Raw genomic sequence first — 22,103 nt, 5'->3', positions numbered from 1 at the left:
CAGGTAATTTATGAGCAAAATCGGCATTTTTTTCGGAACCGATACCGGCAGCACCCGCTTGGTGGCTAAAAAGATTTTTAGCCTATTGGGCGAGGAACTGGCCGACAAGCCCAAAAACATCAACCGTACCAGTCTGGCCGAATTGTTGCAGTACGACGCGTTGATACTCGGCACGCCGAGTTACGGCGTCGGTGATTTGCCGGGACTGGCGGTCGGTTGCCAGGAACCCAATTGGCAAGAGTTCGTGCCTTGTCTGGATGATGTCGATCTGTCCGGTAAACGGGTGGCCCTGTTCGGGCTGGGCAATCAGGAACGTTACGCCTCGCGCTTCGCCAGTTCACTGATCCAGCTTTATCGGGTGTTTTACGGTTACGGCGCCGACATCATCGGTCCCTGGAGCACCGAGGGTTATCAGTTCGAACACTCCGATGCGATCATCGATAACCAGTTTGTCGGCCTGGTGCTGGATCAGCGCACGCAGCCGTACTTGACCGAGGAGCGGGTCAAGGCCTGGCTGGCGCAAATCACCCCGCAGTTGCTGCCAGCTTTGACGGAGTCGGCCTAACGATGCGGCAAGCCGGGCTCGAAGATGATTTAACCCCGCTGGCCGACTGCAGCCAATGCCACTACCGCGACACGCTACTGGCGGCCGGCGGTTGCAAACCCGGTGATTGCTGTGTGGTGGCGGAAAGCGGCCGGCAAATCGACCGGTTTTTCCGCGCCCATCCGGAATACGCCGCCGATTACACGCAGGACAGTTTTTGGGAACGGCGCGCTATCGCCGCCCGTTATTTACCGGCCCATCATTTACGGCCTTTGCTGACCGATCCTGACGAAGCAGTGCGGCGCGTATTGGCTTACCGGGTGCCGCAAGAGTGGTTGCTGGAGTTGCGCAACGACACGGACAGGGAGGTCAGAATAACCGTGACTGACCGGTTGCCGGAGCACCAAGTGGAACTGATGGCCGGGGATCCGGATTATCTGGTACGCGTCTATGTCGCCAGGCGCCTGCCGGAAGGTCGGTTATTCCGCCTGGCGGCCGACCCTGATAATGAGGTGCGGCGTACGGTGGCAGGGCGTATCCCTTGTGTCAGCCTGGGGTTGATGGCCTATGACGCAGAAGCCGGCATCCGCCGCATCGTCGCCCAACGCATGGATGTTGACGATTTGGGGATGATGAGCAAAGACAATGACTGGATGGTGCGATACGATGTGGCGCTACGGGCAAAACCGGATTTGCTGCAACAAATGCTGGACGATAGCGAAGAAGAAGTCCGCCTCGCCGCCCGGCAGCGCTGGAGAACATTAAATCTGGCGAGAGACAGGTAGCCTGATCTCCAGATGCTCGATCACTTTTTTCAGGACATCTTCGGCCGTCAGATCGTTGAGGCTGATGGTCTGATCATCGGCGCGGGTTTCAATAAGATAGGGGAATTCCAGGTCAAGGCCGTAACGCGCTTCGCGTTGGGCGTAGCTGTAGACGTACGCGGATAGTTTCCGCTGCGTGGGCGGATATATGATGCGTACCGCCTTTATATTCAGGAGGCTTTCATCCAGCAACATAAATCCGTTCGGGCCGACTTCATGCTGCAGCATGATGAGGAGGGTTTTGATGGAGGGGTCCTTATCCAGACTCCAGATATTTTTTATCGTTTGTTTCATGATTCATTCCAATAGTCGAGTTGAAAGCAAACCCGGGATTTTCTCACGGCGGTCGGCCGGAAACCGTTACGAGCAACAAGTTGAACTATTGAGCCGCCTGGGCGCTATTGATACAAGGATGAATAACCTTCCTCCATTAATACCTGTCTGACCGCCGGCCGTTTCAGCATGCGCCGATAATGAGCCAGGCAGTGCTCCGGCAGAGTGATGCCGATGCGCGCCGCCCAGAATTCGCAATAAAAGAGTGCCGTGTCGGCAATGGAAAATTCGCCGGCTATGTAGGTTTGGCCGGCCAACTGTTTATTGATGACGGCAAAACCCTTTTTGACGATGGTTTCACCCTGCGCCTTGACCCGTTCCCTGTCGCTTTCGTTAAAGGCGTAGTGGTCGGTGGTGAAAATGCGGGTAAAGCCCTGCATGTGAAGGGTGCTGACGACGTAACTCATGGTTTCGAGCACCCCTGTATCGCCGTCCACATCGCCAGGCATGAGTCTGGCCCTGGGATAACTGCGCGCCAGCCAGTAGGCGATGGCGCAGAATTCGGTGATGGCTGTGCCGTCGGGTTTGATCAGAGTCGGAATGGTGGATTTGGGATTGATGGCCACGTAGTCCGGTTTGAATTGATCACCGGCCGGCAGGTTGACGATATAAGCCTCGAAGATGAGTTCCAGTTCTTCCAGCAGAATGTGTATGCCTGTGGAACAGGAACCGGGCGTCATATAGAATTTCATGTTCGGCATGTCACCTAGCCCATCAATTTTGCTTTATTGGCATCCATGAATTCGACGGTGACCTTGTTTTCACCGGCTGCTTTCGCGGCCTGCTCGATTTTGTTCTTGGCCATGGCGCGAACGAAGGCAGGAATTTTTTCCAGGCGCTTGAGCGCCTCTTCATCCCAGGACAGCGATTCGTTGTTCATGTGATTCTCCTTGGTAGATGTATCAATAGGGTCATGCGACGCCGGGTGGTCAGGTAAAAAGCGCGCTTGTATTTTTTAGGGTGATCCCCTCTATATTTTTCCATCCTCGATCAGCCCCCGTTGCCGGATCATCGCTTTGAAACCCTTCATGACAGGACGGGAAATCATGGTCTCCGCCAGCACGCGTTTTTCGTAGATAACGTTTTTGATTTCATCATCGAGATGATCGCGGGCGTTGGCGATCAACTGATGCATCTCATCCCCCAGCTGTTCGCCGCGACGGGTTTTCACCTGGTCATAGAGCAGCGTCATGATGACCTTTTCCTCTGCCTTCATCTTGCATTTGCCATCGAGGATTTTGAGCATTACCGTGGTGGCGCAATCGACATGACTGGCCGACAGCGGGTTGTCCTGCAGCCAGCGGGCGACGTGATCTGTCGTCATGGCGACACCTTCGCCTTTTTATCGGATGGCCGGTCGAGCCAGGTTTTCATAGTACGGTTTTCATTCATGGTAATCAGTGCAAAGCAAACAGAATGCCAGTCGTTGCAGCGGCCGATGCGCCTGTGGGAAATGAATCAAAAAACCCGTTAAGCCCCGGCTTGGCGGAAACTTTGCCCGAATAACCGCTAAATCAGGCCGGGTGATTCGGCAGGCCAATTTGTTGTGTTTCATGCATCCCATGGTCAACGCGGCTGTTAATTGTCGCAAATGCTACCAACGGCAACGGATGCAAAATATTCTATGAGTTTGCCGGTGAAATAACTTTACGGAAGGTCAGGTTGATCCGCCCCCGGGTTACGCCATTCTCAATGGGCACACTGTGCAGCCAATGATGCTGGAAATCAGGCTGCATGACCAGTAATGTGCCGCTGCGCAGTAACAGCTGGCCCTGTTCGGAGGACTGTTTACGCCGGAAAGCGAATTGCCGTTCCGCGCCGAAGGTCAATGAGGCGATAAAGGGGGAATTGCCCAGTTCCGGCTCATCATCCGCATGCCAGCCGACATAATCCTCGCCATTTCGGTACAGATTAACCAAAACCGAATTGAAGCGGTAATTCAACAAAGCCTCGACTTTTGCCTTGAGCTCGGATAACAAAGGCGTCCATGGCCGGGTCTGTAGCAGGTTGTTGCTGTAGCTGTAGAAAATGCCCGGATCGGCATGCCAGGTCTGTAGTCTGGGCAGGATAAACTGCCGTCCGGCGACCGTATAGCGATTATCCGGCCAATTTTGTTCTTGCAGCAGGCGTTGATAGAGTCGTTCGCTCTCGGCGGCATCGTAAAAGCCTTCAACAACCTCAAGTTCGGTGCAGGAAAAAAGGCTCACCCGTTCATATCCTTGATCACGCTTGAGGCTATAGTTTAATGTGCGCGGCAAGCGCGCTGTCCATGGTCGTGACATGCAGTTCGAACCATTGCGGCAGGCGCTCCCTGACAAACGAGCGTCCGAAGGCGATCATGCCTTTATCGACCCGCTTTTTGAATTGCTTGAATTCGCCCAGCACACGCTGGTGCTCCCCTTTGTGCTCGGTCTCCGCCGGAAAAGCCCATTGTTCCATGAGCTGATTCTCCCGATCAAAATGCTGCTCAGTATGTTCGAACAATTGCTGAAACAAGGCCGGGAAATCGCTATGGTCGGCGGCATCCAGCCGATTGAGCAGGATGAAGAATTCATCATGATCATGATCAATCGGATCATGGCCAACCCGGATAGAACCGTCTTTTTTGATCAATGCCATACTACACTTACCTTCGCTTTCCAAAATTCAAGGGATTGTTCCTGTTTCAGGAAAGCAGGGTTTATGCCAACTTTAGAGCTGCGGGCATCGTTTATGGCAGGTACCGGTGCAAACAGCGAAAAAAGGCAACTGAAGCATAATACTTTATGCTTCAGCCATGAAAATTTTCGCTGTTGCCAGGGGTAAATTTTTGGATGGTGATTGACGTTTGCTGCGGACGCTGAAAAGTGGTCAGTCCTTCCTCAGCTGATCCCGGATGGGCAGCTGGCGGATGCGCTGGCCGGTCGCGGCAAAAATCGCGTTGCACAATGCCGGCGCAATGGGCGGCACGCCCGGCTCGCCCACTCCGCCGAGCGGCGTATCGAAGTCGGCAGCCGGCAGCAGGTGGACCCGAATTTCACGAGGCGCATCATCCATCCGGGTGAGCTGGTAAGTATCAAAGTTATCCTGCATCACCGCACCATCCTTGAAGCTGATTTCTCCCAGCGTGGCCAGGCTGACGCCCATGATGCAGGCGCCCTCGATCTGTGAGCGGATCCGCTCCGGATTGACCTGGGGACCGCAATCCACGGCCACGTCGATCCGGGGTATGCTCAGTCCGCCGTCCTCGCCGACAGCGACTTCCACCACGGCCGCGACATAAGTGACGAAGCTGTAATGGGCGGCGATGCCCAGTCCCCTGCCCTTGGGCAGTGTGCGTCCCCAGCCGGCCTCGCGCGCGGCGGTTTCGGTCACGCGGCGCAGTCGTCCAGTGTCCACCGGATACAATTGGGGGGATTCGCCCTGATTCCAGGTATCCTCAAGGATACGCGGATCGATGCGGCGCGGCGGGCCTATCAAGTCCAGCAGAAAATCCTTGGGATCGCGCCCCGCCGTCGCAGCCAGTTCAGCAACGAAGGATTGGACGGCAAAGGCATGCGGAATATTGGACACCGAACGAAACCAGCCGATGCGCGTATGCGCCTCGGCCTCCGGATTTTCGATCCGCAGATTCGGTATCGCGAAAGGGACATTGATGACGCCCATGCCGAGTTCGGCCGTCATCTGGTGCTTGCTGCCGTCGGCAAAAATAGAGGAAATGGTGGGGGCGACCGTTCTGTGCAGCCAGGCCACGGGCTTGTCCTGAGCATCCAGCCCCGCCTCCAGCCGCTCGACTGAAACGGTATGAAAATAAGCATGATGCAGGTCGTCCTCACGGGTCCAGGTCACCTTGACAGGCTGGCCGTTCATGGCTTTCGACAACAGCGCCGCCTCAATAACGTAGTCGGGTTTGGATTTGCGCCCGAAACCGCCGCCCAGCAGGGTGACGTGTACCGTGACCTTGTCCTCCGGCAGTTTGAGCCATTTGGCCACACGGTCACGGGCTACCTGAGGGGCCTGCGTGCAGGCCCAGATTTCACACTGCCCGTCCACGATACGCGCCGTCGCCGCCGGCGGTTCCATCGGCGCCTGGGCAAGATGCGGAAGGTAATATTCGGCTTCCACCCGTTTGGCCGCGCCTTTCAACCCGGCCTCAATATCGCCGTCATTGCGCATCACTTTGCCCGGTTTGCGCGCGGCGGCCTCGAGCTCGGTTTTGTAAGCTTCAGAATCATAGCCGCCATGAGGTCCTTTGTCCCATTCGATCTTGAGCGCCTTGCGCCCCTGAATCGCGGCCCAGGTATTGCGGGCAATCACGGCGATACCGCCGAGCGGGTTATACTCGGCAGGCGGCGGACTGCCTTTGAGCTCGACTATACGTACCACGCCCGGCACCTTGAGGGCATCGCCGGCATCGTAACTCAAGGCCTTGCCGCCGAACACGGGAGGACGCGCCATCACGGCATACAGCATGCCCTCGAGGCGGATATCAATGCCGTACTGCCCCCGGCCGCTGACCATATCCTGTCCGTCATAGAGTCCGACCTGGCCCTTGCCGATGTAGCGGAACTCCGCCGGTTGCTTCAGGCGCAGGGTTTCACGTTCAGGCACCGGCAGTTCTGCCGCGGCCTTGGCCAATTGACCGTAGCCGAGTGTTCTGCCGGAGGCGGAATGGCGGACCTGATGCTGCTCGGCGCGGACTTCCTTGATCGGCACCTGCCATTGGGCGGCCGCCGCCGCTTCCAGCATGGCACGGGCCGCCGCGCCGACTCGGCGCATGGGCAGGAAGAAATGGCGCATGCTGCGGGAGCCGTCGGTATCCTGATTGCCGTAGCGTTTTTCGTCGCCGAGCGCCTGCTCGACGCGCACCCGCCGCCAGTCGGCTTCGAGTTCGTCGGCCACGACCATGGGCAGGCTGGTGCGTATGCCCTGCCCCATTTCCGAACGGTGGCAAACGATGGTGACTGCGCCATCGTCCGCTATCGCGACGAACACCAGCGGGTTGTCCACCCAGCCGTGCGGCATGGCGTCGGCGCCATACTTCGCCTCGTCTGTATGCGGAGCGGTTTCCTCCGCCCGGATCAGCGAGGGAAATCCGGCCGCCAGCACGAATCCGGTCAGCGCCATATCCTTGAGAAAGGCGCGCCGGCTGATGTTGGCGATGTGCAGGCCGTCGTCGGGGCTATCACGCAGGCCGATATTTAATTCGGGACGATCCGGTGATTTTTTCATGGCTTGACCTCCGTTATTCCGGCAGCCTGTTTGATGGCGGCGCGTATGCGGGGATAGGTGCCGCACCGGCAGATATTGCCGCTCATGGCCGCATCGATATCGGCATCGGTGGGTTTGGGTTTTTGCTTGAGCAGCGCCGTGGCGGCCATTACCTGGCCGGACTGGCAATAGCCGCATTGCGGCACGCCCATCGCCAGCCAGGCTTGCTGGACTTTCTTCCCCGTCGGATCCTGGTCGATGGCTTCGATCGTGACAATTTTCTTGCCTGTGGCGGCCGAGACGGGCGTTATGCAGGCACGTACCGGTTCCCCGTCGAGGTGCACCGTGCAGGCGCCGCACAAAGCCATGCCGCAGCCGAATTTGGTTCCGGTCAGGCCCAGATTGTCGCGCAAGGCCCAAAGCAAGGGGGTATCCGCCGGCAGGTCGATCTGATGAGGCTTGCCGTTGATGTTGAGCGTGGTCATAGGGTAGTTCTCCCTCGAGTCGTTAGGAATACAAGGCGCCCGCGTAGCATCGGCGGCGTATTGGCCGGAATTCTACACAGGCTTCATCGGTCGGTAAAGGCGCTAAACCGGCGTTTCGCGACGGGGTCGAGCCCGCTTCTAGTCCGCCGCCGGTAATGTTTTACTCAATGATTCGCCGCGGCCTCCCCGTCTCACCAGTACCATTTCGCTGACGATCGACAAGGCGATCTCTTCCGGCAGTTTCGCGCCCAGGTCCAGGCCGGCGGGCGCCCGTACCCTGGTGAGGCGGGTCTCGGGCACACTCTCCTGACGCAATCGCTCCAGTACCAATTTCGCCCGTTTGCGGCTGGAAACCAGCGCGATATACAAGGCTTCGGATTGCAGCGCGCGCGTGAGGGAGTCGTAGTCGCCCTTGTGATGCGTGGCGATGACCACGAAATCGCCCGCCTGCGGCTGCAATTGTTGATAGCGGCTGTCGTCGCTGACCACGCGGAGGGCGGCGGGAAAGCGTTCCGCCGCGGCCTGCGGATCGTTGACGACCACTTCGAAGCCTAACCGGTGGGCGAATTCGCAAAGGCTTTCAACGATGCGCCCGTGGCCCATCAGCCAGAGCAGCGGTTTAGGCAGGATCGGTTCGACGTACACCCGCATGCTGCCGCCGCACGGCATGCCCGCGCCGAAAATTTCGTCATTCAGGTCAATTTCGATCACGCGGGGTTCTCCTGTATCAAGGCACTCAAGCGCCGTCCGGGACACCATGGACTGCGCACAACCGCCGCCGACCCAACCGGCAATCACCTTGCCCGATGGGTCGATCAGCGCCTTGGCCGATGGCTTGGCCGAGGATGAGCCCAGTATTTCAATCACGGTAGCCAGCACATAGGGGCGACGCGCTTCGTGCAGTTCCAGCTGGAGGTTGAGAATGTTCCGAATCACGAGGGTTTTCTAATTTTTGCCAGGATGTCCAAATCTTGCTGCGTGTCAATGTCCCGAAGCACGCCCGGATCATCGCAGTCAACAAGACGGAGCTGTTCAATATGGGCCTGAATCACCGCTTTCGCGCCGGCATCGCCGTTCAGCGCGGTCAGGTTCGGGCCCAAAACGTATGAAAAGCCTACCGGATGCCCGCGTTGGCCTTGCCAGCATGGCGCGGCAATGAGTGAGCCCGAGCGCAGCGCATCGGCCACCTGGCGGATGGTCGCGGGCGCTATCCACGGCATGTCCGCCAGCGCGACCAGCCAGCCAGCGGCTTCGGGACACGCGCGAACGCCGAAGGCAAGGCTCGTGCCCATGCCTTGCTCGGCATCGGCGCAGATCCGGACTTCCGCACCTTCGGCCTGCAACTGGGCAGCCAGCTCCCCGCTGCCGGGACGTACAACCGCCAGCACCGCATCGGTGCCGGCTAACAAGGCGCGGCAGGCACGCACCGCCACCAGGTCGCCATCAGGCAAAATATGGGAAAGTTTGTCGGCGCCGAAGCGCCGGCTGGCTCCAGCGGCCAGCAGTATGCCGACAATCGGGTTCATTAACTTAAATGCAACTCTGGATGAGGGGGCGCAGGCCCCATGTAGGGATATTCATCGTTTTGGCGGTTCAGGTAAATTGGGTCCGGCAAGCCTAACATTACCCTCGCCTGATTAGCAACCTATGAACTCGGGCAGCGTCCCGTCAGGGCTGACCCGCCTGTAGTGAGTGCTCATATTTACCCGGCAAGTATCGATAGTGTCCAGTCACCGGATAGGCAAACAAAACGTCCTCTAACCGAGGCCCCTGCCCGATATTGTGTACGACAAGATGGCGCTTTGTGGCCGGGGCGATTTCATCAGTAACGATCCCTATATGTGGCAAATTGCCCGGAAGCATCCAGGTAACGACATCCCCTGGCTTATAAGCCTCCGCCCGGTCAGATACAGCCAATGTTTGTCCATGGCGCTTGAAAAATACCTGCAGATTCGGAACCCGGCGGTGATCAATGTTGGGGTCTGGCCGAGTTAAACCCCATATTCTTTTTGAAGGGTAGGCGCTGAAATTCGCGGCCATGTCTTGATGCACGAGAACCTGCAGATCAATCCCCAGCGCGCGATAGCTCCGGATTACTACATCGGTGCAAACGCCAGTCCCCTCGGGAACATCGCCGCCGGGATACGGGATTCGATAGTACCTGCCGTCATAAATTACTTTGTGCGCGGTTCTCTCGATTGCAGCGGCCACAAGCCGGCCCGGCGCAACGTCAGCAAAGACGCTGGCCGGCCCGCACAACGCTATAAGAACAAATTTCGCAATACGTTTCATAGTTAACATAACAGTAATTAAATGGACCGGTGCGTCCGTATAAATGATTAATAATCGCCAATATAATGCGCTGCATATTTCATACTCAACTGGCCGCCGATTCTGACAGGATTAACGGAATGCATCGCGTGGCGTCTCTGTATCTCTCTTTCTCGCCATAACGAGCGCCGGTTGGAACCGTCGAACTGACGCTGCGGAATGCTGACCATGTGCAGATGCTGGATGAGCCGGACCGATTCGGTTACGGCATATGCCGTAGCGGCACGGCGGATTCACGGCAAGTGCATATTACCGGAAGGCGCGCGACTGTCGGTTTTTTTCTCCCGCATCTCCAGGGCGGCGTGTGATACGGGGCCGCCGTACTGCCGGACCAGGTCCACGGCGCTTGAAAGCGGCTTATTGCTCCGGCCCCTTAAAGTTTGAATATTTTCTCTGCAGTCTTGGCCGAAGCCCAATAAATACGCCAACAATGGCATTAGCAGCCTGAAAAAAATTAAAACTTCATATTGCCGGATCTTTAGTCATAGCCCGTAGGCTGGGTTGATAAACCCAGCATTTCAAAGCCACCAAAGCTGGGTTTCCGCAAAGCTCCAACCCAGCCTACGAACTCACATCCAGACTCACTGGCTAATGCACCTGCAGTACCAATAGACTCCCCAGCATCATGACAAGGCTCGCCGTCAGCCTGCGAGCCAAATCCGGTTCATTGAAAATCCGATAACCGAGGAATACCTGTACCAGCATGCCAAGCTGAAACAATGCCAGCGTGTAGGCAATCAACATTTGCGATAACAGCACCAGCGTCAGGTATTGCATGACGAATACCGTCAAACCCACTGCCGTAATCGACAGGACATGCGCTTGCGAGTTTCTGATATTGTCCACCAAACGTTCCGTTGTCAGGAGCGTATTTGCCAGCAGTATCAGAGGCAATCCAAACAATGACCAGAAGATCAGCGTCTCCAGCGGGCCCGAATGTTCGAGCGAGCCTTTCAGGAAAACCGTGCCGATGGAAAATAACAAAATGGAGAGGAATCTTGCCTGCACGCCGCGATCAAGCCATAGCTGGGTGAACCTGTTTTGCGCCGTGCCGTTTGATGGCGGCAGCAATAGGAAACTGCCGGCGACGATAATCATAACCCCGGCAAATCCTTGCGGTGTAGGCACCTCGCCCAGAAAAATGAGCGCCAGCAGCATGGAAATGATGACCTTGTAGGCATTGAGCGGCCCGAATACCGATAAATCGGTTCTGGACAGGGACATCACCAGAAACATCCAGCCGCCGACATCGAACAGGGACGCCAGCAGCACATTAATCCAGAATGACGGGCTCAGATGCGAAAACGCAGCGTTGAAAGAGAACAGTAAGGAGAGAATGGCCAGCACGACATACGTTGTTGCGACGATGTAAAAGGGATGCAAGCCGTGATGCGACAGTTGTTTCTGAAATACGTTGGACACCGATGACAATAACAACCGACCAAAAATGAAAACAATTTCCAAAAGCGATTTTCCTTTGCACTAATCTTGAATGACACGAGGGGCGAGAATTCTAATGGGTATTATTTCGAAATGAAAGCGTTATAGCTAAGGAGCGCCAAACCGGAACCAATATGTATCGCGGATTTTTATGTGGATGGGATCAGGCAGATTCCGACCTGGCCATATAAATACGCAAAAAACAAAAAGCCAGGTATCAATTGTAAAACTGTGAACTTGATCTGACAGTTTCAAACATTCGATTGGATTGAACCTGACACTGACGGTCTCAGTTTGTGCCAAAAAGAGTCAGTCACCAGTTTCCGGAGAATAACTGGGCAACTTTGAAAGCGTTCATTCAGCGACTGTACTTGGTTTGCAGCCACGTCAGGGGTTACGCATTAAAACTGTTTTCTGCTGACACTGGCTTTTTTGCGCATCCGAATAGTAGATGAGCCATATAGTCATCGTTCCAACCTGCGTTTTGGCGCCGTCCACGCAGACTGAATTTGTTGCTCTTATCTTTCCTGACTATATTGAACGCCATCTTGGATTAGCGGGAGCATTTGCGCTAAAACATATGGTTTGCGTAAATTAAGATAAGGTAATTTAATAAAAACAATAGGTTATTACGCCAATAGACAGTAATAATTGGCTGAATAATACGCAAGTAATGAATATGTATGTTATTGATAATGCAGGTAATTAAATTATAACCGTAATTTTCTGTGCAAATGCTCCCGCTAGTCTATCTTGAAAAAAACCGCCCTTACCTGACTTGGCATATCAATCGTTTTGGCCGATATGAGTTGGATATGGAAAAACACTCGCCAGAATTGCTTTACGAGCTGTGGACTGAAAGCTAAAACGCCTTATGGCCCAAAAATGAAGGAATCGTTGTCGTACCCCTAGCTGACTGTATTTCTTAGTCATGCTGTTGTTCCCCATGTAAATTTTCAGTACATGGGGATGTTTATCCAACAAAACAAGGGACTGAGTACTAGGAGACAGGCGGTTTCTCAGTAGCAAGAACTCTGAATGTTCCGTCCGGATTGGCCTTCAATTTAACATTTATAAACTCAACTATACCGTTAACCAGTACCTCTTGAATAGTTACCGCACTGGTAGCGGAATCATAGGCAGCGCTAGCCGCAACGGGAGCCTTAGGCGCTTCAGAAGAAAGAACACTAAGCGTTCCTCCTGGATTAAATTCCAATTTGACATTGAAAAACTCAACCTTATCATTAACCTGCACCGCCGGAATAGTTACTGTGCCCGTAGCAGGATCATAAATAGTGAAAGTTTTGGCGACAGAAGGTTTCTCAGTAGAAAGAACACTGAATGTTCCGTCCGGATTGGCCTTCAATTTAACATTTATAAACTCAACTATACCGTTAACCAGTACCTCTGAAATAGTTGCCGTGCCGGTAGCGGAATCATAGGTAGCACTAGCCGCAACGGGAGCCTTAGGCGCTTCAGAAGAAAGAACACTAAGCGTTCCTCCGGGATTAAATTCCAATTTGACATTGGCGTACTCAACCTTACCGCCAACCTGCACCGCCGGAATAATTACTGTGCCCGTAGCAGGATCATAAGTAGCGAAAGTCTTGGAAACAGAAGGTGCTTCTGTTCCTTTGGGATTTACATTCTCCTGCTTCGCATTTACGCTGTCATCTTTAGGAGATGCTGCGCCAGGAGACGTTGAGCCGGAAGATATCGGTTTCGCCGGTGTATTTCCGCCCGAGGATACCGGTTCCGTCGGTGTATTTCCACCTGAGGATACCGGTTCCGTCGGTGAATTTCCGCCCGAGGATACCGGTTCCGTCGGTGTATTTCCACCTGAGGATACCGGTTCCGTCGATGTATTTCCGCCCGGGGATACCGGTTCCGTCGGTGAATTTCCGCCCGAGGATACCGGTTCCGTCGGTGTATTTCCACCGAAGGATAGCAGTTCAGACAACGTATTTGGGTCGAGGGATATCAGGTCCGCCGGTATATTTGCACCGGAGGATAGCAGTTCCGACAATGTATTTGGGTCGAGGGATATCAGGTCCGTCGATGTATCAGTGAAAGGTACTTTATCTTGCTGACAGCTAGCTTCAGGGCTGGAAACTCTGGAAGTGAGTAGATAGCTAGACACAGCCTGGTCCACACAGGTCGAGAGAAGCAGTGACGTATGTCCCCAACCTTCGAGAGTCAGAAGGGCTGAATTGGGCAGGAGGCTGTGTGTTTGCAGGGCTCCTTCATACGGCGTTATGGGGTCGAAACGGTTTCCAACAATGAGTATCGGTTCTGTGGTCGTTTGAGTAAACGGGCCGAGATAGCGATCTGGATCGTTACCCTGCCAAACTGCACAAGGGCTGGATTGCCAAGTCGTGAGGCGCCCAAATACCCCAACATTTGCATCGGCTGCTTCTCCCGCTAAGGACCAAGCCTCGTGATTATCAGGATTAATCGAATCAGTACACATGACCGCGTATTGTTGTGCAGCGTGTGTCAGATCATCGGGACTAGGTGCCTCACCCGCGGCAACAGTTAAAACAGCAAATGCTATTCCTGCCCTAATAGCCGCGCCTTCCGAATTGTCACTGATAGTGTCGTGAATTTTACTCAAGACGTTAGCAAGCAATGGCCATTCCGATGAATCCGCCAGCGTGCTGAAAACCGTTGCAATGAACCGATCATAGGTAAGGTCAAAGGGGCCGTTGAGCGGATCGACCATATGGACAGGAGTCGCTCGCAGGTGATCGACCAAGACATCAAACTTGCTGGCTGCAGCATTGGCGAAGGCACACTGCTCTGCACCCGCTTGGTCGCAAAGTCGGAAAAATTCATTCAGCGTTGCCTGCGCCCCTTCATTTATGCGAAGTCTCGTGGTAACTGGTAGCGTAGATCCCTCATCGCCATAGCCGGTAGTGTAGGCTATGGGATCAACAACGCCATCCAGAACCATGGCCCGGATCTTGTCAGGGAATAGGTTCGCATAAGTGACGCCGAGAAAGCTCCCATGGCTGTAGCCCACATAATTTAGTTTGCTATCGCCAACTGCCTGGCGGAGGAAATCGAGATCTCGCGCAACATTAGCGGTTGACATATGATCAAGCACACTGCCTCCGTTAGATTTGCATGCCATGGCCAGATTCCCATCGAATTGTGCCTTCAAGGCTTCTTCGTCAGGATTACGGGGGAAAAAGAACGGCGGCACGGCAATTGGACTGTCAAAGCACACGAGAGGACTGCTGCGGGCTATCCCTCTGGGATCGAAGCCGATCACGTCAAAGTGTTCGCGGATTTCTGACGGAAGCACAGGGCCAATGCCGAGCAGGAAGTCGACTCCCGAATTACCAGGCCCTCCAGGGTTGAAGAAAAGCGATCCAATCTTTCCTGTGCTCGTGGTTGCAGACAATTTAATCAAGGCCAGAGTGAGTTTTTCCCCTTCAGGCGCATTATAGTCGAGAGGTACCTCGGCAGACCCACAAAAAAATGGGAGGCCGGATTCTGGATGACACGCTTGCCAGTCAATAATTGGCTCGCTTTGGTTTGCCATAACCATTCCTGGAACAAATAACAAGACACTAGACCACTGATGAAAATATTTAAGAAACATTATCACACCCCTTTTTATTAAGGTTTTAATAGTTCTGTTGCGTTAATTTTTGATGGGCACAGATAGACTATCGGCTGGCGGAATTAAACCGGATACCGCGTCGGTGAAATCATCAGCTCAATCTCGACTGTAGTCTCAATCAAGCTGACCTTAAATTTCCATATAACCAACCTGAAAAAACACTTAAATCTGAAAAACTAATCAAGAAATAATCAAAAAATAATCAGGAACTAATATAAGCCCCTTGTTATTTCTGATACTTAAATTGAGATTGCGCAAGCTCAGGCTGTTTTATAAAAAACAGTCTGAACCCGAAGTTTTACAGCGCTCTTCAGTGAATAATGGGGAAATACTGATGAATCGACTGAAACCTTACCAAGGGAGAGCATGCAAAACCGGGGGAGGCAGTCAGAGCGGATGTGATTATCGACTTTTGAGGTGACGGAAAACAGGACAGGGGTTACGCATTAAAACTGTTTTCTGCTGACATTGGCTTTTTTGCGCATTCGAATAGTAGATGAGCCATATAGTCATTGTTCCACCCTGCGTTTTGGCGCCGTCCACGCAGGCTGAATTGGTTGCTCTTATCTTTCCTGACAATATTGAGCGCCATCTTGCGCAGCAGCGCAAAGGATCGTGTTGCCACTTTATCGCGACTACGCGCATCGTCTTCCCGGAAAGTGACATCCAACACCCCATGCAGGCTATTTTCAATCGCCCAGTGGCGGTGCACGGCTTGAATCAAAACCTCTGGCGCATCATCGCAACTGGTCAGGTAATAGCGGATGTCGGCCTGGGCTTCATAGCTATGCGCGACACTGCGGATAGTTTCTATCGTCAAGACATGCGAAGAGCCAATCCTTTTTCATGACGCCATAATTGGCAATATCTGTCCAGGTTTCTGCACCCGCAATGACGGCGCTGACCGTAATGACCAGGATATCAAGTAGTTTATGCTGGACACGCCTTGGGCGGCATGGATCTGATAACACCGAAAAAAGATTCCGCAATCCCATCCACCATGACTGTCCTCTACTGTTTTAAAGAGTGGAAGATTATCGCTTATAGTGGAGATGATTTTAATGCGTAACCCCTGGCAGCCACGTACCCTTAGCAAATGCTAAGCTGGAAAAATAGTTCTTTGGATAATAACGTGCTGGATAACCAGCTACCCGCGGAGCGCAACGTAATTGACATTCCGAGCTGATGTGGTTGTTAGGCAGCGCCCCAACCGCTGACTCAAGCATCTGGCTCCCACAGTCGCTTGCGAAAATACTCTCGCCAGCCTTTGGGAAGCGCGGGCAGTTCGCTGGCGCGGCGTAGAAGATCTTGATTCGCTGCGTCTGCCGCGTACAAGCTGACGACCTCCGCTACTGTGACAGCCAGCTCACTCTGACCGATCAACTCAAAAGACTCGCCAGCTGCGACTTCACCCCCCAGAAGCACTGCTAGGTAGAAGCCTGTACGCCCACTACGCAGGAAGTGTTTGACCATGTCTGCACGGCCAAAGCGGATGCCGAGTTTGAAGCAAGGCATGCGCGGTTGTGTAACGACAAATTCGGCAGAACCCACACGAAAACGATCTCCAATACAAACGGTGCTTTCAAGCAGACCTTCGGTCGTAAAATTCTCCCCGAATGCTCCCCAGGAAAGCTTCATTCCGGGGAGTTCCTCGCGCCAGAACGCATAGTGCTCACTTGGGTAAACGTAGACAGCCTTCTCAGGACCGCCGTGCACAGACAGGTCTGATTGTCGGTCGCCCTCCAGGTTAAGCTTAGTCACTCGGACACGGCCTGGCACTGGCGTCTTAAAAATTGACGTGTAGACGGCTTTCCCACGCCACTCGACTTCGCGCGGAAGTCCCACATTGATTGACAACAGGTTCATGGAAGAGTCCCAGTTGCCCGAGCAGGCGGGTGCGATGAACAGCGCTTCGATCTTGTCCACCGCACACTGTCTACTAGAGCTCGGAGGCGGCTTTCGTACGGATCTGCGGCCAATTCTCTTCCGCTTTCTGAATATAGCCGTGCGCGTCTGTAGACCATTTCTCAAGGATCGTCGGGTTTAGGTTCAAATAAAGCTTCTTGTCCACAATGCGCTAAGAAGCTGGATCGACATCGAACTTCTTTGCCATGGAGACACCGAATGCACAATAACCACCGTATTGAGGCACGTAGGCCTCGGGATTTGCTTTGAACGCATCTCGCGGTTTTCAGGAGTAGAAAAGAGGTATTTTCCACCGCCGTATTCGATATAAAGATCGGAGCGACCGGGTACTGGGCGCCCTTCCGTGAAATACGCCACTGGGTCATAACCACGAATCACAAGGCCCGTCGCGTCAGTGTTGACTTCTGTTGCCAGTGCCATAACGATTCCTCCGTAGTAGTAAATGGGTTAATGCTTAGTGCGACGTAACTGGCTGCCGACGAAGCGCAGTGTAGTTGGCAATCCGAGTTGAGGAGGTGGTTGGTTATTGATGTTGAGCCAAGTCAAATCAAATTCTCAATGCCTTAACGGCTATTGTTCCTATTTGGGGTTGGATTACTATTCGTGCCATTACTGTCTAACTTAGCAAATACTGGGCACGCTAGACTATCCCGACTTGAAAGCGGCTTTTGTTATCTGCAAATAACGATAGGTTGCGCAGGGCAACCCCAACGATTCTTATCAGGTGTTCAAGCGCCTGGATGGATGCGGAGATGAAAGGGCGGGAGATTAACGATGAATCTATCGCCAGAAGTCTATCAATAAATTCATGCCCATCAACGTCCAGCGTTTTCCAGGTTGAAGTGTAAGGTTAGTGTGTTTCAGCCGCCTTTCTCGCTGTTTGCACAGGTACGCGCCGTGACCGGTTTCGAGGCTGTCGCCATGACGGGTCATGCGCTCCGCCTAGTGCCACCCAGGGTAATTCGGGCAAAAATACTGTATGATTGAGTCCCGCCGGGAGAATCAACACTTTCAATGCTGATTCCCCGGTTTTCTATAAGTTTTGCATGGCGATTGACAAGGTAAGGCAACTGCCGCGATATCAGCAGGTTTCGATACGAAAAAATGAGGAAATCTAAGAAAAATATCAATCAAACCGATTTATTCGAGTTGGTAACGCATCTTGAACAGCTGGAGCAAATAAGCTCGGAACTCAAGATGGTTGAATCGCTGGGTCAGTTGGAGTTAAGCACGATCGTTGAAAAACAAATTGATTGGGTGGAACTGGATGAAAATTGACATAAAAGCAGGGATTGAGCTGCCCAATGTGTAATTTTTAAGGCTACGCTTATCACGGTGCGGCTGTAACAGTTTCGCCACCAGGCCGGTCCAGCCGGTCTGGTGGGATGCGCCCAGGCATGAACTGGCGGGTTGACATCACCGAAAACCTGATCTGAAAAACTTGCCACAAGTGGCAGATGATGTTTCTCCGCTGCCCGTAGCGGCACGATCAGCGCAACCCCAACGCGCGCGCAATGCCGGTATGCTCAGGTTTCTCCAGCTCACGCTGCAGCGAACTGGAAGGTACGGGCACCGATACGGCTTCAAGCCTTCCGGACGAACGCTGACGCTGAAAGGCCAGCCAGATCAACTCGAGGCCATGGCGCTGCAGCATCGATTCATCGGCAACGGCCTCCGCGCCACCGGCGAGTTCGCGCAGAATATCCCGCGCCGCGTCGGCCTGGTCCGCGGACAGCGGCGTCCCCCTTGGCGACAGGGGTGAAACAGTGGCTCTGGCCTCCAGGCCGGCAGGCATTTCCCTTGGCGCCGGGCTTCCCATGCCGGCCCTAAGGAGCGCAACGGCGTCCACGATACCGGCTCCAAACGCGCCCGCATCCCAATTGGACGGAACCCGGGCAGTCTGCCTGAGCATCCGGACAAACCGATCCTGCAACTTTTCACCCGGCGCCAGGCTGTTGATCAGATTCTGCCGGCCATGGTGGGCAAGCCACAAAGCAGCGACGCCGGCGATAAGCGCGACGGCGAAGGAAGTGCCTTCGCCCGGTCCGTACGCAGCCGAATCAGGATCGTTGAGCTTTCGGCTGGCGCGGTAAACGTGCTGCGCCGGGGCCGATATGTCGACCGCTTCGCCACGGCACGAGCCCTTCCAAGTACCGTAGTCGACGTTGCTTCCGCCTACCGCGATACACCGGTCGAAACGTGCCGGCCACACCACGAGTTTCACGCAGTTTCCCGCAGCGGCGAGAACGATGACGTTATTTTCGATGGCCCGTTCCACGGCGACCGCCAGCGAATGGCTCCACAGTCCGCCCAGGCTCATGGTAATGACATGACAGCCCTGATCGGTGGCATACTCGATGGCCCGGGCGACACGGGACTGCGTAATCCTCACCACGCTTTCGATACAGCGGATCGGTACGAGATGCGCCCCGGGCGCCGCTCCCGTAATCACCAGCGATTCCCGGCTGACGACGACGCTGCCCGTTCCGGTTCCGTGCCCCGGATTATCCAGCGGGCTGTCGGACTCCAGAGGATCAATGGGCGATCCCCCATCCAGAAGATCAAACCAACGCTGCTTATCGACGGCATCCCCCAGTTCGGGGTGGTCGGTAACTCCGGTATCGGGCTGAGCGATAACAATCCCCAGGCCCTTGGCCGGACGCCCTTGAGCGCTAGAATAGGCCCAGGCTTCGGGGATTCCAATGTTGCCTAGCGCCCAACGGGGATCGGCCGGGGGCGCGATGCTGTTGCCGACCCTGCACCCTAACAGATCCGTTGATTCACGGGCCGGACCTTCCGGTTCGGGCGGCACGGGGAAAAAATCAGTCGCCAGATCCGGCTCCACGCTCAGCGCCCCCAGCGCAACACGCAGCGGTTCGACCAGCTCGAAGGGATTGCTCTTCAGCCTGAGCGGATCGAAGCCGGGAAACCGGATCCGCACGAAACGGGGATCGCTGGCGAAAACGGGCTCGATGCCCACCACGGCAGGCAGAACCGTCGCGATCCGGCCAGGCAAATCGGCCGGCGGAGCTTCCGCGAACTCGGCGATGTAATCCAGCGAGTTCCTCCGCTGCTCCGCCCGCACCAGCCGGCGCAATTGATCGACGGGGCTGCGTTCGGGGCCAGCCGATGCCTCTTCGGTTTCCTGGCGCCCCAGTATGATATCGCGCCATCCGCTGATGGGCTGCGGCCTGGGTGCCGGACCTTCCCGTGTTCCGGCATCAAGAGGATCGTAGGGACGCAGCGCGGCAAAATCAAGCCGCGTGCGTTGCTCGATCAGCGCAATCGGCACCTGCCAGGTCCGATAGGCCCCAAAGGCGAATTCGATATTGCCGAGAAGATCGGCCTGCGATAACAGATAGGCGGTCGCATGGGGAACAAGACGGCCATCCGCCGCCTGCCGCGCCATGACCACGATTTTCCAGAACTCCTCGGGCAGCTCGATGTCGCGATATGGCCGATCTCCCGGACGGAATACCGGGCCCGTAATGACGCTGATCTTCAGATCGTGGGCATCGGCATTGTCGAGGATGTAATCCTCGAGTTCGTTCCAGGTGACCTGATTCAAGCCCTCGTGTTGGGGGGCGGCGTTCGTGTAGTGGAAAGTGTCTTCCATGGCTTGCCGCGCGATGCTTTCCTCGCCCCAGACGGGATCGAGGCGGCGAACGAGATGACCGCGATCGAGCCGGTTGCGCTTGTACAGTTCGTTGCCGACCTGCGCATCCGTGTCGATACGCGGGTCCAGGTACCAGCGGTCCGCATTACGCGCATACCGGCGCAATAAGTTGCCGTCGATATTCACCGCGGTGCACAGAGCGAGACGACGACTGCGGCTCATCCAGACCGAGAAATGCGTATACTTGAGTTCGTTGCCTGTCCCCTGGGGCAACAAGGCGGCAAGGTCATCTTCAAGGTTTGCCAGACCCGGCTCGACGACGGCCTCGCCCGGCACGAAGTCACGCACAAAACCTGTGCGGTCGGCGTAACTTTCCGGATCGCGCGGCGCTTCGAGCTCAACGGCGCCGGGCTGATCGCCAAGGCGCCGATAAGTGGCGGGCACCGCAACCTGAATGTGAAATTCGGCCAGACGTGCCGCAATCTTTTCGGCACGCACGGCAAGATTGCGCACCCCGAACTCGCCCGCGAAATGCAGGCCAATCGCTTTGCCTGTACCGACATCGAGCACAACCGAACCGGAGTTGCCGCCCAAGGTCGTGCAGTCGTGCTCAAAGATAAAATCCTGTCCCGCATTGCTTACGAGACCGGGTGCGAGGCGCTTGACGCCATAAATGTCGCCGAACAGCCTTTGCATCGTTGCCAGGTCATTGCGGTAATCCCAAGCCGGATAACCAACGACTGCGATCGCGGCCTCACCTGCTTTCGGCAGGCTGGTCAAAAATTCGACCGGCGCCGGCAGATCGCCGTTGCGCCGGAGCTTCAACAGCGCCATGTCCGGAAAACGCGCGTCGAACTCTTCGATCCACAGGATCTCCGCAATGGTATGCTCCGCGACATCCTTGCGCGCATGTTCTTCCCGGAAGTCAATTTGCACAGGCACCGGCTGGCCGAAAGGGTCTTTCGAAAGAACCGCCGTGCGGCCGGACCCGCGGGAGAAGAATTCGGCGACATGGCGATTGGTCACCACGATGTCTTCGGCCACCAGCCAGCCTGTCCCAACATGCACATCTTCCGGTAGCCGCTTGAGTTCTATGCGGCCAATCGAGGGTAAAATTTTTTGAAGCGTGGTACGGAACGGTTCCAGCCTGAGCCGCCATTCCTCCAGTTCCGGCGTCGCGAAGACATTATCCTGGACCAACAGTGTGGGACGGCCGAAGGCGAGAACGATGGCCTCGAGACCTGCCCCGCCCCGTGCAGTTTCTAACCCGCCGGCTGATTCCACCCCGCCCGGCCGGACCAGACGCCGCGCGGTTTCACGAAGACTTTCGGCCGATGGCATGACGCGTAAACGCAAAGTCGTGGGCGGTACGGCATCAAGGGATTCGAGCTCGGCCATCACAGCCCTGTCCGCTAGTAACGATTCAAGTGGCGTTCTTCCCATATTTCACTCCTTAGCAAGTAAGTCAGTTTGAATATCAATTCGTTTTTAAATCGAATTCTGCCGCCCTCTTTCATGCTTGTTGACGTCCGGACAGCACCACGTCAGGTGGCCCGCGCTGCGAGGCGGGAAGCCGAGTAGTCTCCGCGTTTACCGGACATCAGGTTTTATCTGATGTCTGTTTGATAAGGGGGCTTGCCGCAAATATGCAAAAAGCGTAAAGCCGTCCTGACCAGCGGATAAAATTATCCGGCTAAAGCCATAAACTGCGGATAGGCCGGTATCTGTTCATCGGACGTTGACCCTATCAAATCCTATGAGGGGCTTCGATGCCATCAAGTGCGGC

At 55.0% G+C, this 22,103-nt stretch carries 21 protein-coding genes; 3 read left to right on the top strand and 18 right to left on the bottom strand.

The window, feature by feature from the left end:
• Nucleotides 1-10 precede the first annotated feature (10 nt).
• Nucleotides 11-565 carry a flavodoxin gene (locus tag METLU_RS0121505; RefSeq protein ID WP_027160014.1) on the top strand — a complete coding sequence of 185 codons (555 nt, stop codon included), beginning with the start codon at nucleotides 11-13 and terminating at the stop codon, nucleotides 563-565.
• Between the two features lie 2 nt (nucleotides 566-567).
• A complete protein-coding gene (locus METLU_RS0121500) occupies nucleotides 568-1,329 on the top strand; it encodes a 4Fe4S-binding leucine-rich repeat protein (RefSeq protein WP_027160013.1) in 762 nt (253 codons plus the stop codon).
• Here the strand turns inward: METLU_RS0121500 and METLU_RS0121495 are convergent.
• The 17 genes from METLU_RS0121495 to METLU_RS27545 all read right to left on the bottom strand — a co-directional run bounded on the left by METLU_RS0121495 (nucleotide 1,306) and on the right by METLU_RS27545 (nucleotide 17,121).
• The gene (locus METLU_RS0121495; protein ID WP_027160012.1) at nucleotides 1,306-1,662 is read right to left on the bottom strand and encodes a hypothetical protein; all 357 of its coding nucleotides are present in this window, start codon (nucleotides 1,660-1,662) and stop codon (nucleotides 1,306-1,308) included. The two genes, METLU_RS0121500 and METLU_RS0121495, sit on opposite strands and share 24 nt — an antisense overlap.
• 104 nt (nucleotides 1,663-1,766) lie before the next feature.
• Nucleotides 1,767-2,393 carry a glutathione S-transferase family protein gene (locus METLU_RS0121490; protein WP_027160011.1) on the bottom strand — a complete coding sequence of 209 codons (627 nt, stop codon included), beginning with the start codon at nucleotides 2,391-2,393 and terminating at the stop codon, nucleotides 1,767-1,769.
• A 14-nt stretch (nucleotides 2,394-2,407) separates the two neighbouring features.
• Nucleotides 2,408-2,581, bottom strand: a complete 174-nt coding sequence (locus tag METLU_RS0121485; RefSeq protein ID WP_027160010.1) for a PCP reductase family protein — start codon at nucleotides 2,579-2,581, stop codon at nucleotides 2,408-2,410.
• 90 nt (nucleotides 2,582-2,671) lie between these two features.
• Nucleotides 2,672-3,025 carry a hypothetical protein gene (locus METLU_RS0121480; protein ID WP_027160009.1) on the bottom strand — a complete coding sequence of 118 codons (354 nt, stop codon included), beginning with the start codon at nucleotides 3,023-3,025 and terminating at the stop codon, nucleotides 2,672-2,674.
• Between the two features lie 298 nt (nucleotides 3,026-3,323).
• On the bottom strand, nucleotides 3,324-3,908 hold the full coding sequence (locus tag METLU_RS0121470; protein ID WP_027160008.1) for an alpha-ketoglutarate-dependent dioxygenase AlkB family protein: 585 nt from the start codon (nucleotides 3,906-3,908) through the stop codon (nucleotides 3,324-3,326).
• Between the two features lie 28 nt (nucleotides 3,909-3,936).
• Nucleotides 3,937-4,320, bottom strand: a complete 384-nt coding sequence (locus METLU_RS0121465) for a bacteriohemerythrin (protein WP_027160007.1) — start codon at nucleotides 4,318-4,320, stop codon at nucleotides 3,937-3,939.
• A gap of 231 nt (nucleotides 4,321-4,551) precedes the next feature.
• Nucleotides 4,552-6,912 carry a xanthine dehydrogenase family protein molybdopterin-binding subunit gene (locus METLU_RS0121460; RefSeq protein ID WP_027160006.1) on the bottom strand — a complete coding sequence of 787 codons (2,361 nt, stop codon included), beginning with the start codon at nucleotides 6,910-6,912 and terminating at the stop codon, nucleotides 4,552-4,554.
• Nucleotides 6,909-7,376, bottom strand: a complete 468-nt coding sequence (locus METLU_RS0121455) for a (2Fe-2S)-binding protein (RefSeq protein ID WP_027160005.1) — start codon at nucleotides 7,374-7,376, stop codon at nucleotides 6,909-6,911. Before METLU_RS0121455 ends, METLU_RS0121460 begins: the two co-directional genes overlap by 4 nt.
• Before the next feature lie 138 nt (nucleotides 7,377-7,514).
• Nucleotides 7,515-8,312 (bottom strand): XdhC family protein, encoded by a 798-nt coding sequence (locus METLU_RS0121450; protein ID WP_027160004.1) that lies wholly within the window; start codon nucleotides 8,310-8,312, stop codon nucleotides 7,515-7,517.
• Complete coding sequence (locus tag METLU_RS0121445) at nucleotides 8,309-8,902, bottom strand: nucleotidyltransferase family protein (protein ID WP_027160003.1); 594 nt, start codon at nucleotides 8,900-8,902, stop codon at nucleotides 8,309-8,311. Before METLU_RS0121445 ends, METLU_RS0121450 begins: the two co-directional genes overlap by 4 nt.
• A 142-nt stretch (nucleotides 8,903-9,044) precedes the next feature.
• Nucleotides 9,045-9,668 carry a DUF1287 domain-containing protein gene (locus METLU_RS0121440; RefSeq protein WP_027160002.1) on the bottom strand — a complete coding sequence of 208 codons (624 nt, stop codon included), beginning with the start codon at nucleotides 9,666-9,668 and terminating at the stop codon, nucleotides 9,045-9,047.
• A gap of 627 nt (nucleotides 9,669-10,295) precedes the next feature.
• Nucleotides 10,296-11,171, bottom strand: a complete 876-nt coding sequence (locus METLU_RS0121425; RefSeq protein WP_027160000.1) for a DMT family transporter — start codon at nucleotides 11,169-11,171, stop codon at nucleotides 10,296-10,298.
• Nucleotides 11,172-12,147: 976 nt separating this feature from the next.
• On the bottom strand, nucleotides 12,148-14,754 hold the full coding sequence (locus METLU_RS26945; RefSeq protein ID WP_081679164.1) for an alpha/beta fold hydrolase: 2,607 nt from the start codon (nucleotides 14,752-14,754) through the stop codon (nucleotides 12,148-12,150).
• Nucleotides 14,755-15,214: 460 nt separating this feature from the next.
• Nucleotides 15,215-15,595 carry an ISAs1 family transposase gene (locus METLU_RS26125; protein WP_051300101.1) on the bottom strand — a complete coding sequence of 127 codons (381 nt, stop codon included), beginning with the start codon at nucleotides 15,593-15,595 and terminating at the stop codon, nucleotides 15,215-15,217.
• Entirely contained in the window at nucleotides 15,561-15,770 is a 210-nt protein-coding gene (locus METLU_RS29235) for a transposase family protein (protein ID WP_081679163.1), read from the bottom strand. Before METLU_RS29235 ends, METLU_RS26125 begins: the two co-directional genes overlap by 35 nt.
• 223 nt (nucleotides 15,771-15,993) lie before the next feature.
• Nucleotides 15,994-16,701, bottom strand: coding sequence for an MOSC domain-containing protein (locus METLU_RS0121405; RefSeq protein WP_196806580.1), 708 nt, complete (start codon nucleotides 16,699-16,701; stop codon nucleotides 15,994-15,996).
• Between the two features lie 123 nt (nucleotides 16,702-16,824).
• On the bottom strand, nucleotides 16,825-17,121 hold the full coding sequence (locus METLU_RS27545; RefSeq protein ID WP_155920658.1) for an eL24 family ribosomal protein: 297 nt from the start codon (nucleotides 17,119-17,121) through the stop codon (nucleotides 16,825-16,827).
• Nucleotides 17,122-17,805: 684 nt separating this feature from the next.
• On the opposite strand from METLU_RS27545, the gene METLU_RS28485 reads away from it, so the two are divergent.
• Nucleotides 17,806-17,979 carry a hypothetical protein gene (locus METLU_RS28485; protein ID WP_196806579.1) on the top strand — a complete coding sequence of 58 codons (174 nt, stop codon included), beginning with the start codon at nucleotides 17,806-17,808 and terminating at the stop codon, nucleotides 17,977-17,979.
• Nucleotides 17,980-18,190: 211 nt separating this feature from the next.
• On the opposite strand, the gene METLU_RS26940 is transcribed toward METLU_RS28485, so the two are convergent.
• Nucleotides 18,191-21,760 carry a DNA/RNA non-specific endonuclease gene (locus tag METLU_RS26940; protein WP_051300099.1) on the bottom strand — a complete coding sequence of 1,190 codons (3,570 nt, stop codon included), beginning with the start codon at nucleotides 21,758-21,760 and terminating at the stop codon, nucleotides 18,191-18,193.
• Between the last annotated feature and the right edge of the window lie 343 nt (nucleotides 21,761-22,103).

It is taken from the genome of Methylobacter luteus IMV-B-3098 (genome assembly GCF_000427625.1).
Taxonomy (GTDB): Bacteria; Pseudomonadota; Gammaproteobacteria; order Methylococcales; family Methylomonadaceae; genus Methylobacter; species Methylobacter luteus.
Note: the sequence above shows the minus strand (reverse complement) of the source record. Positions and strands in the feature narration are given on the sequence as shown.

What these genes read in the sequence shown, in the direction of transcription:
- METLU_RS0121460 (WP_027160006.1), bottom strand. Translation starts at nt 6,912, where the DNA reads ATGAAAAAATCACCGGATCGTCCCGAATTAAATATCGGCCTGCGTGAT.
- METLU_RS27545 (WP_155920658.1), bottom strand. Translation starts at nt 17,121, where the DNA reads ATGGCACTGGCAACAGAAGTCAACACTGACGCGACGGGCCTTGTGATT.
- METLU_RS0121495 (WP_027160012.1), bottom strand. Translation starts at nt 1,662, where the DNA reads ATGAAACAAACGATAAAAAATATCTGGAGTCTGGATAAGGACCCCTCC.
- METLU_RS0121455 (WP_027160005.1), bottom strand. Translation starts at nt 7,376, where the DNA reads ATGACCACGCTCAACATCAACGGCAAGCCTCATCAGATCGACCTGCCG.
- METLU_RS0121505 (WP_027160014.1), top strand. Translation starts at nt 11, where the DNA reads ATGAGCAAAATCGGCATTTTTTTCGGAACCGATACCGGCAGCACCCGC.
- METLU_RS28485 (WP_196806579.1), top strand. Translation starts at nt 17,806, where the DNA reads ATGAGGAAATCTAAGAAAAATATCAATCAAACCGATTTATTCGAGTTG.
- METLU_RS0121440 (WP_027160002.1), bottom strand. Translation starts at nt 9,668, where the DNA reads ATGAAACGTATTGCGAAATTTGTTCTTATAGCGTTGTGCGGGCCGGCC.
- METLU_RS0121500 (WP_027160013.1), top strand. Translation starts at nt 568, where the DNA reads ATGCGGCAAGCCGGGCTCGAAGATGATTTAACCCCGCTGGCCGACTGC.
- METLU_RS29235 (WP_081679163.1), bottom strand. Translation starts at nt 15,770, where the DNA reads ATGGGATTGCGGAATCTTTTTTCGGTGTTATCAGATCCATGCCGCCCA.
- METLU_RS0121445 (WP_027160003.1), bottom strand. Translation starts at nt 8,902, where the DNA reads ATGAACCCGATTGTCGGCATACTGCTGGCCGCTGGAGCCAGCCGGCGC.
- METLU_RS26940 (WP_051300099.1), bottom strand. Translation starts at nt 21,760, where the DNA reads ATGGGAAGAACGCCACTTGAATCGTTACTAGCGGACAGGGCTGTGATG.
- METLU_RS0121465 (WP_027160007.1), bottom strand. Translation starts at nt 4,320, where the DNA reads ATGGCATTGATCAAAAAAGACGGTTCTATCCGGGTTGGCCATGATCCG.
- METLU_RS26945 (WP_081679164.1), bottom strand. Translation starts at nt 14,754, where the DNA reads ATGTTTCTTAAATATTTTCATCAGTGGTCTAGTGTCTTGTTATTTGTT.
- METLU_RS0121485 (WP_027160010.1), bottom strand. Translation starts at nt 2,581, where the DNA reads ATGAACAACGAATCGCTGTCCTGGGATGAAGAGGCGCTCAAGCGCCTG.
- METLU_RS0121480 (WP_027160009.1), bottom strand. Translation starts at nt 3,025, where the DNA reads ATGACGACAGATCACGTCGCCCGCTGGCTGCAGGACAACCCGCTGTCG.
- METLU_RS0121490 (WP_027160011.1), bottom strand. Translation starts at nt 2,393, where the DNA reads ATGAAATTCTATATGACGCCCGGTTCCTGTTCCACAGGCATACACATT.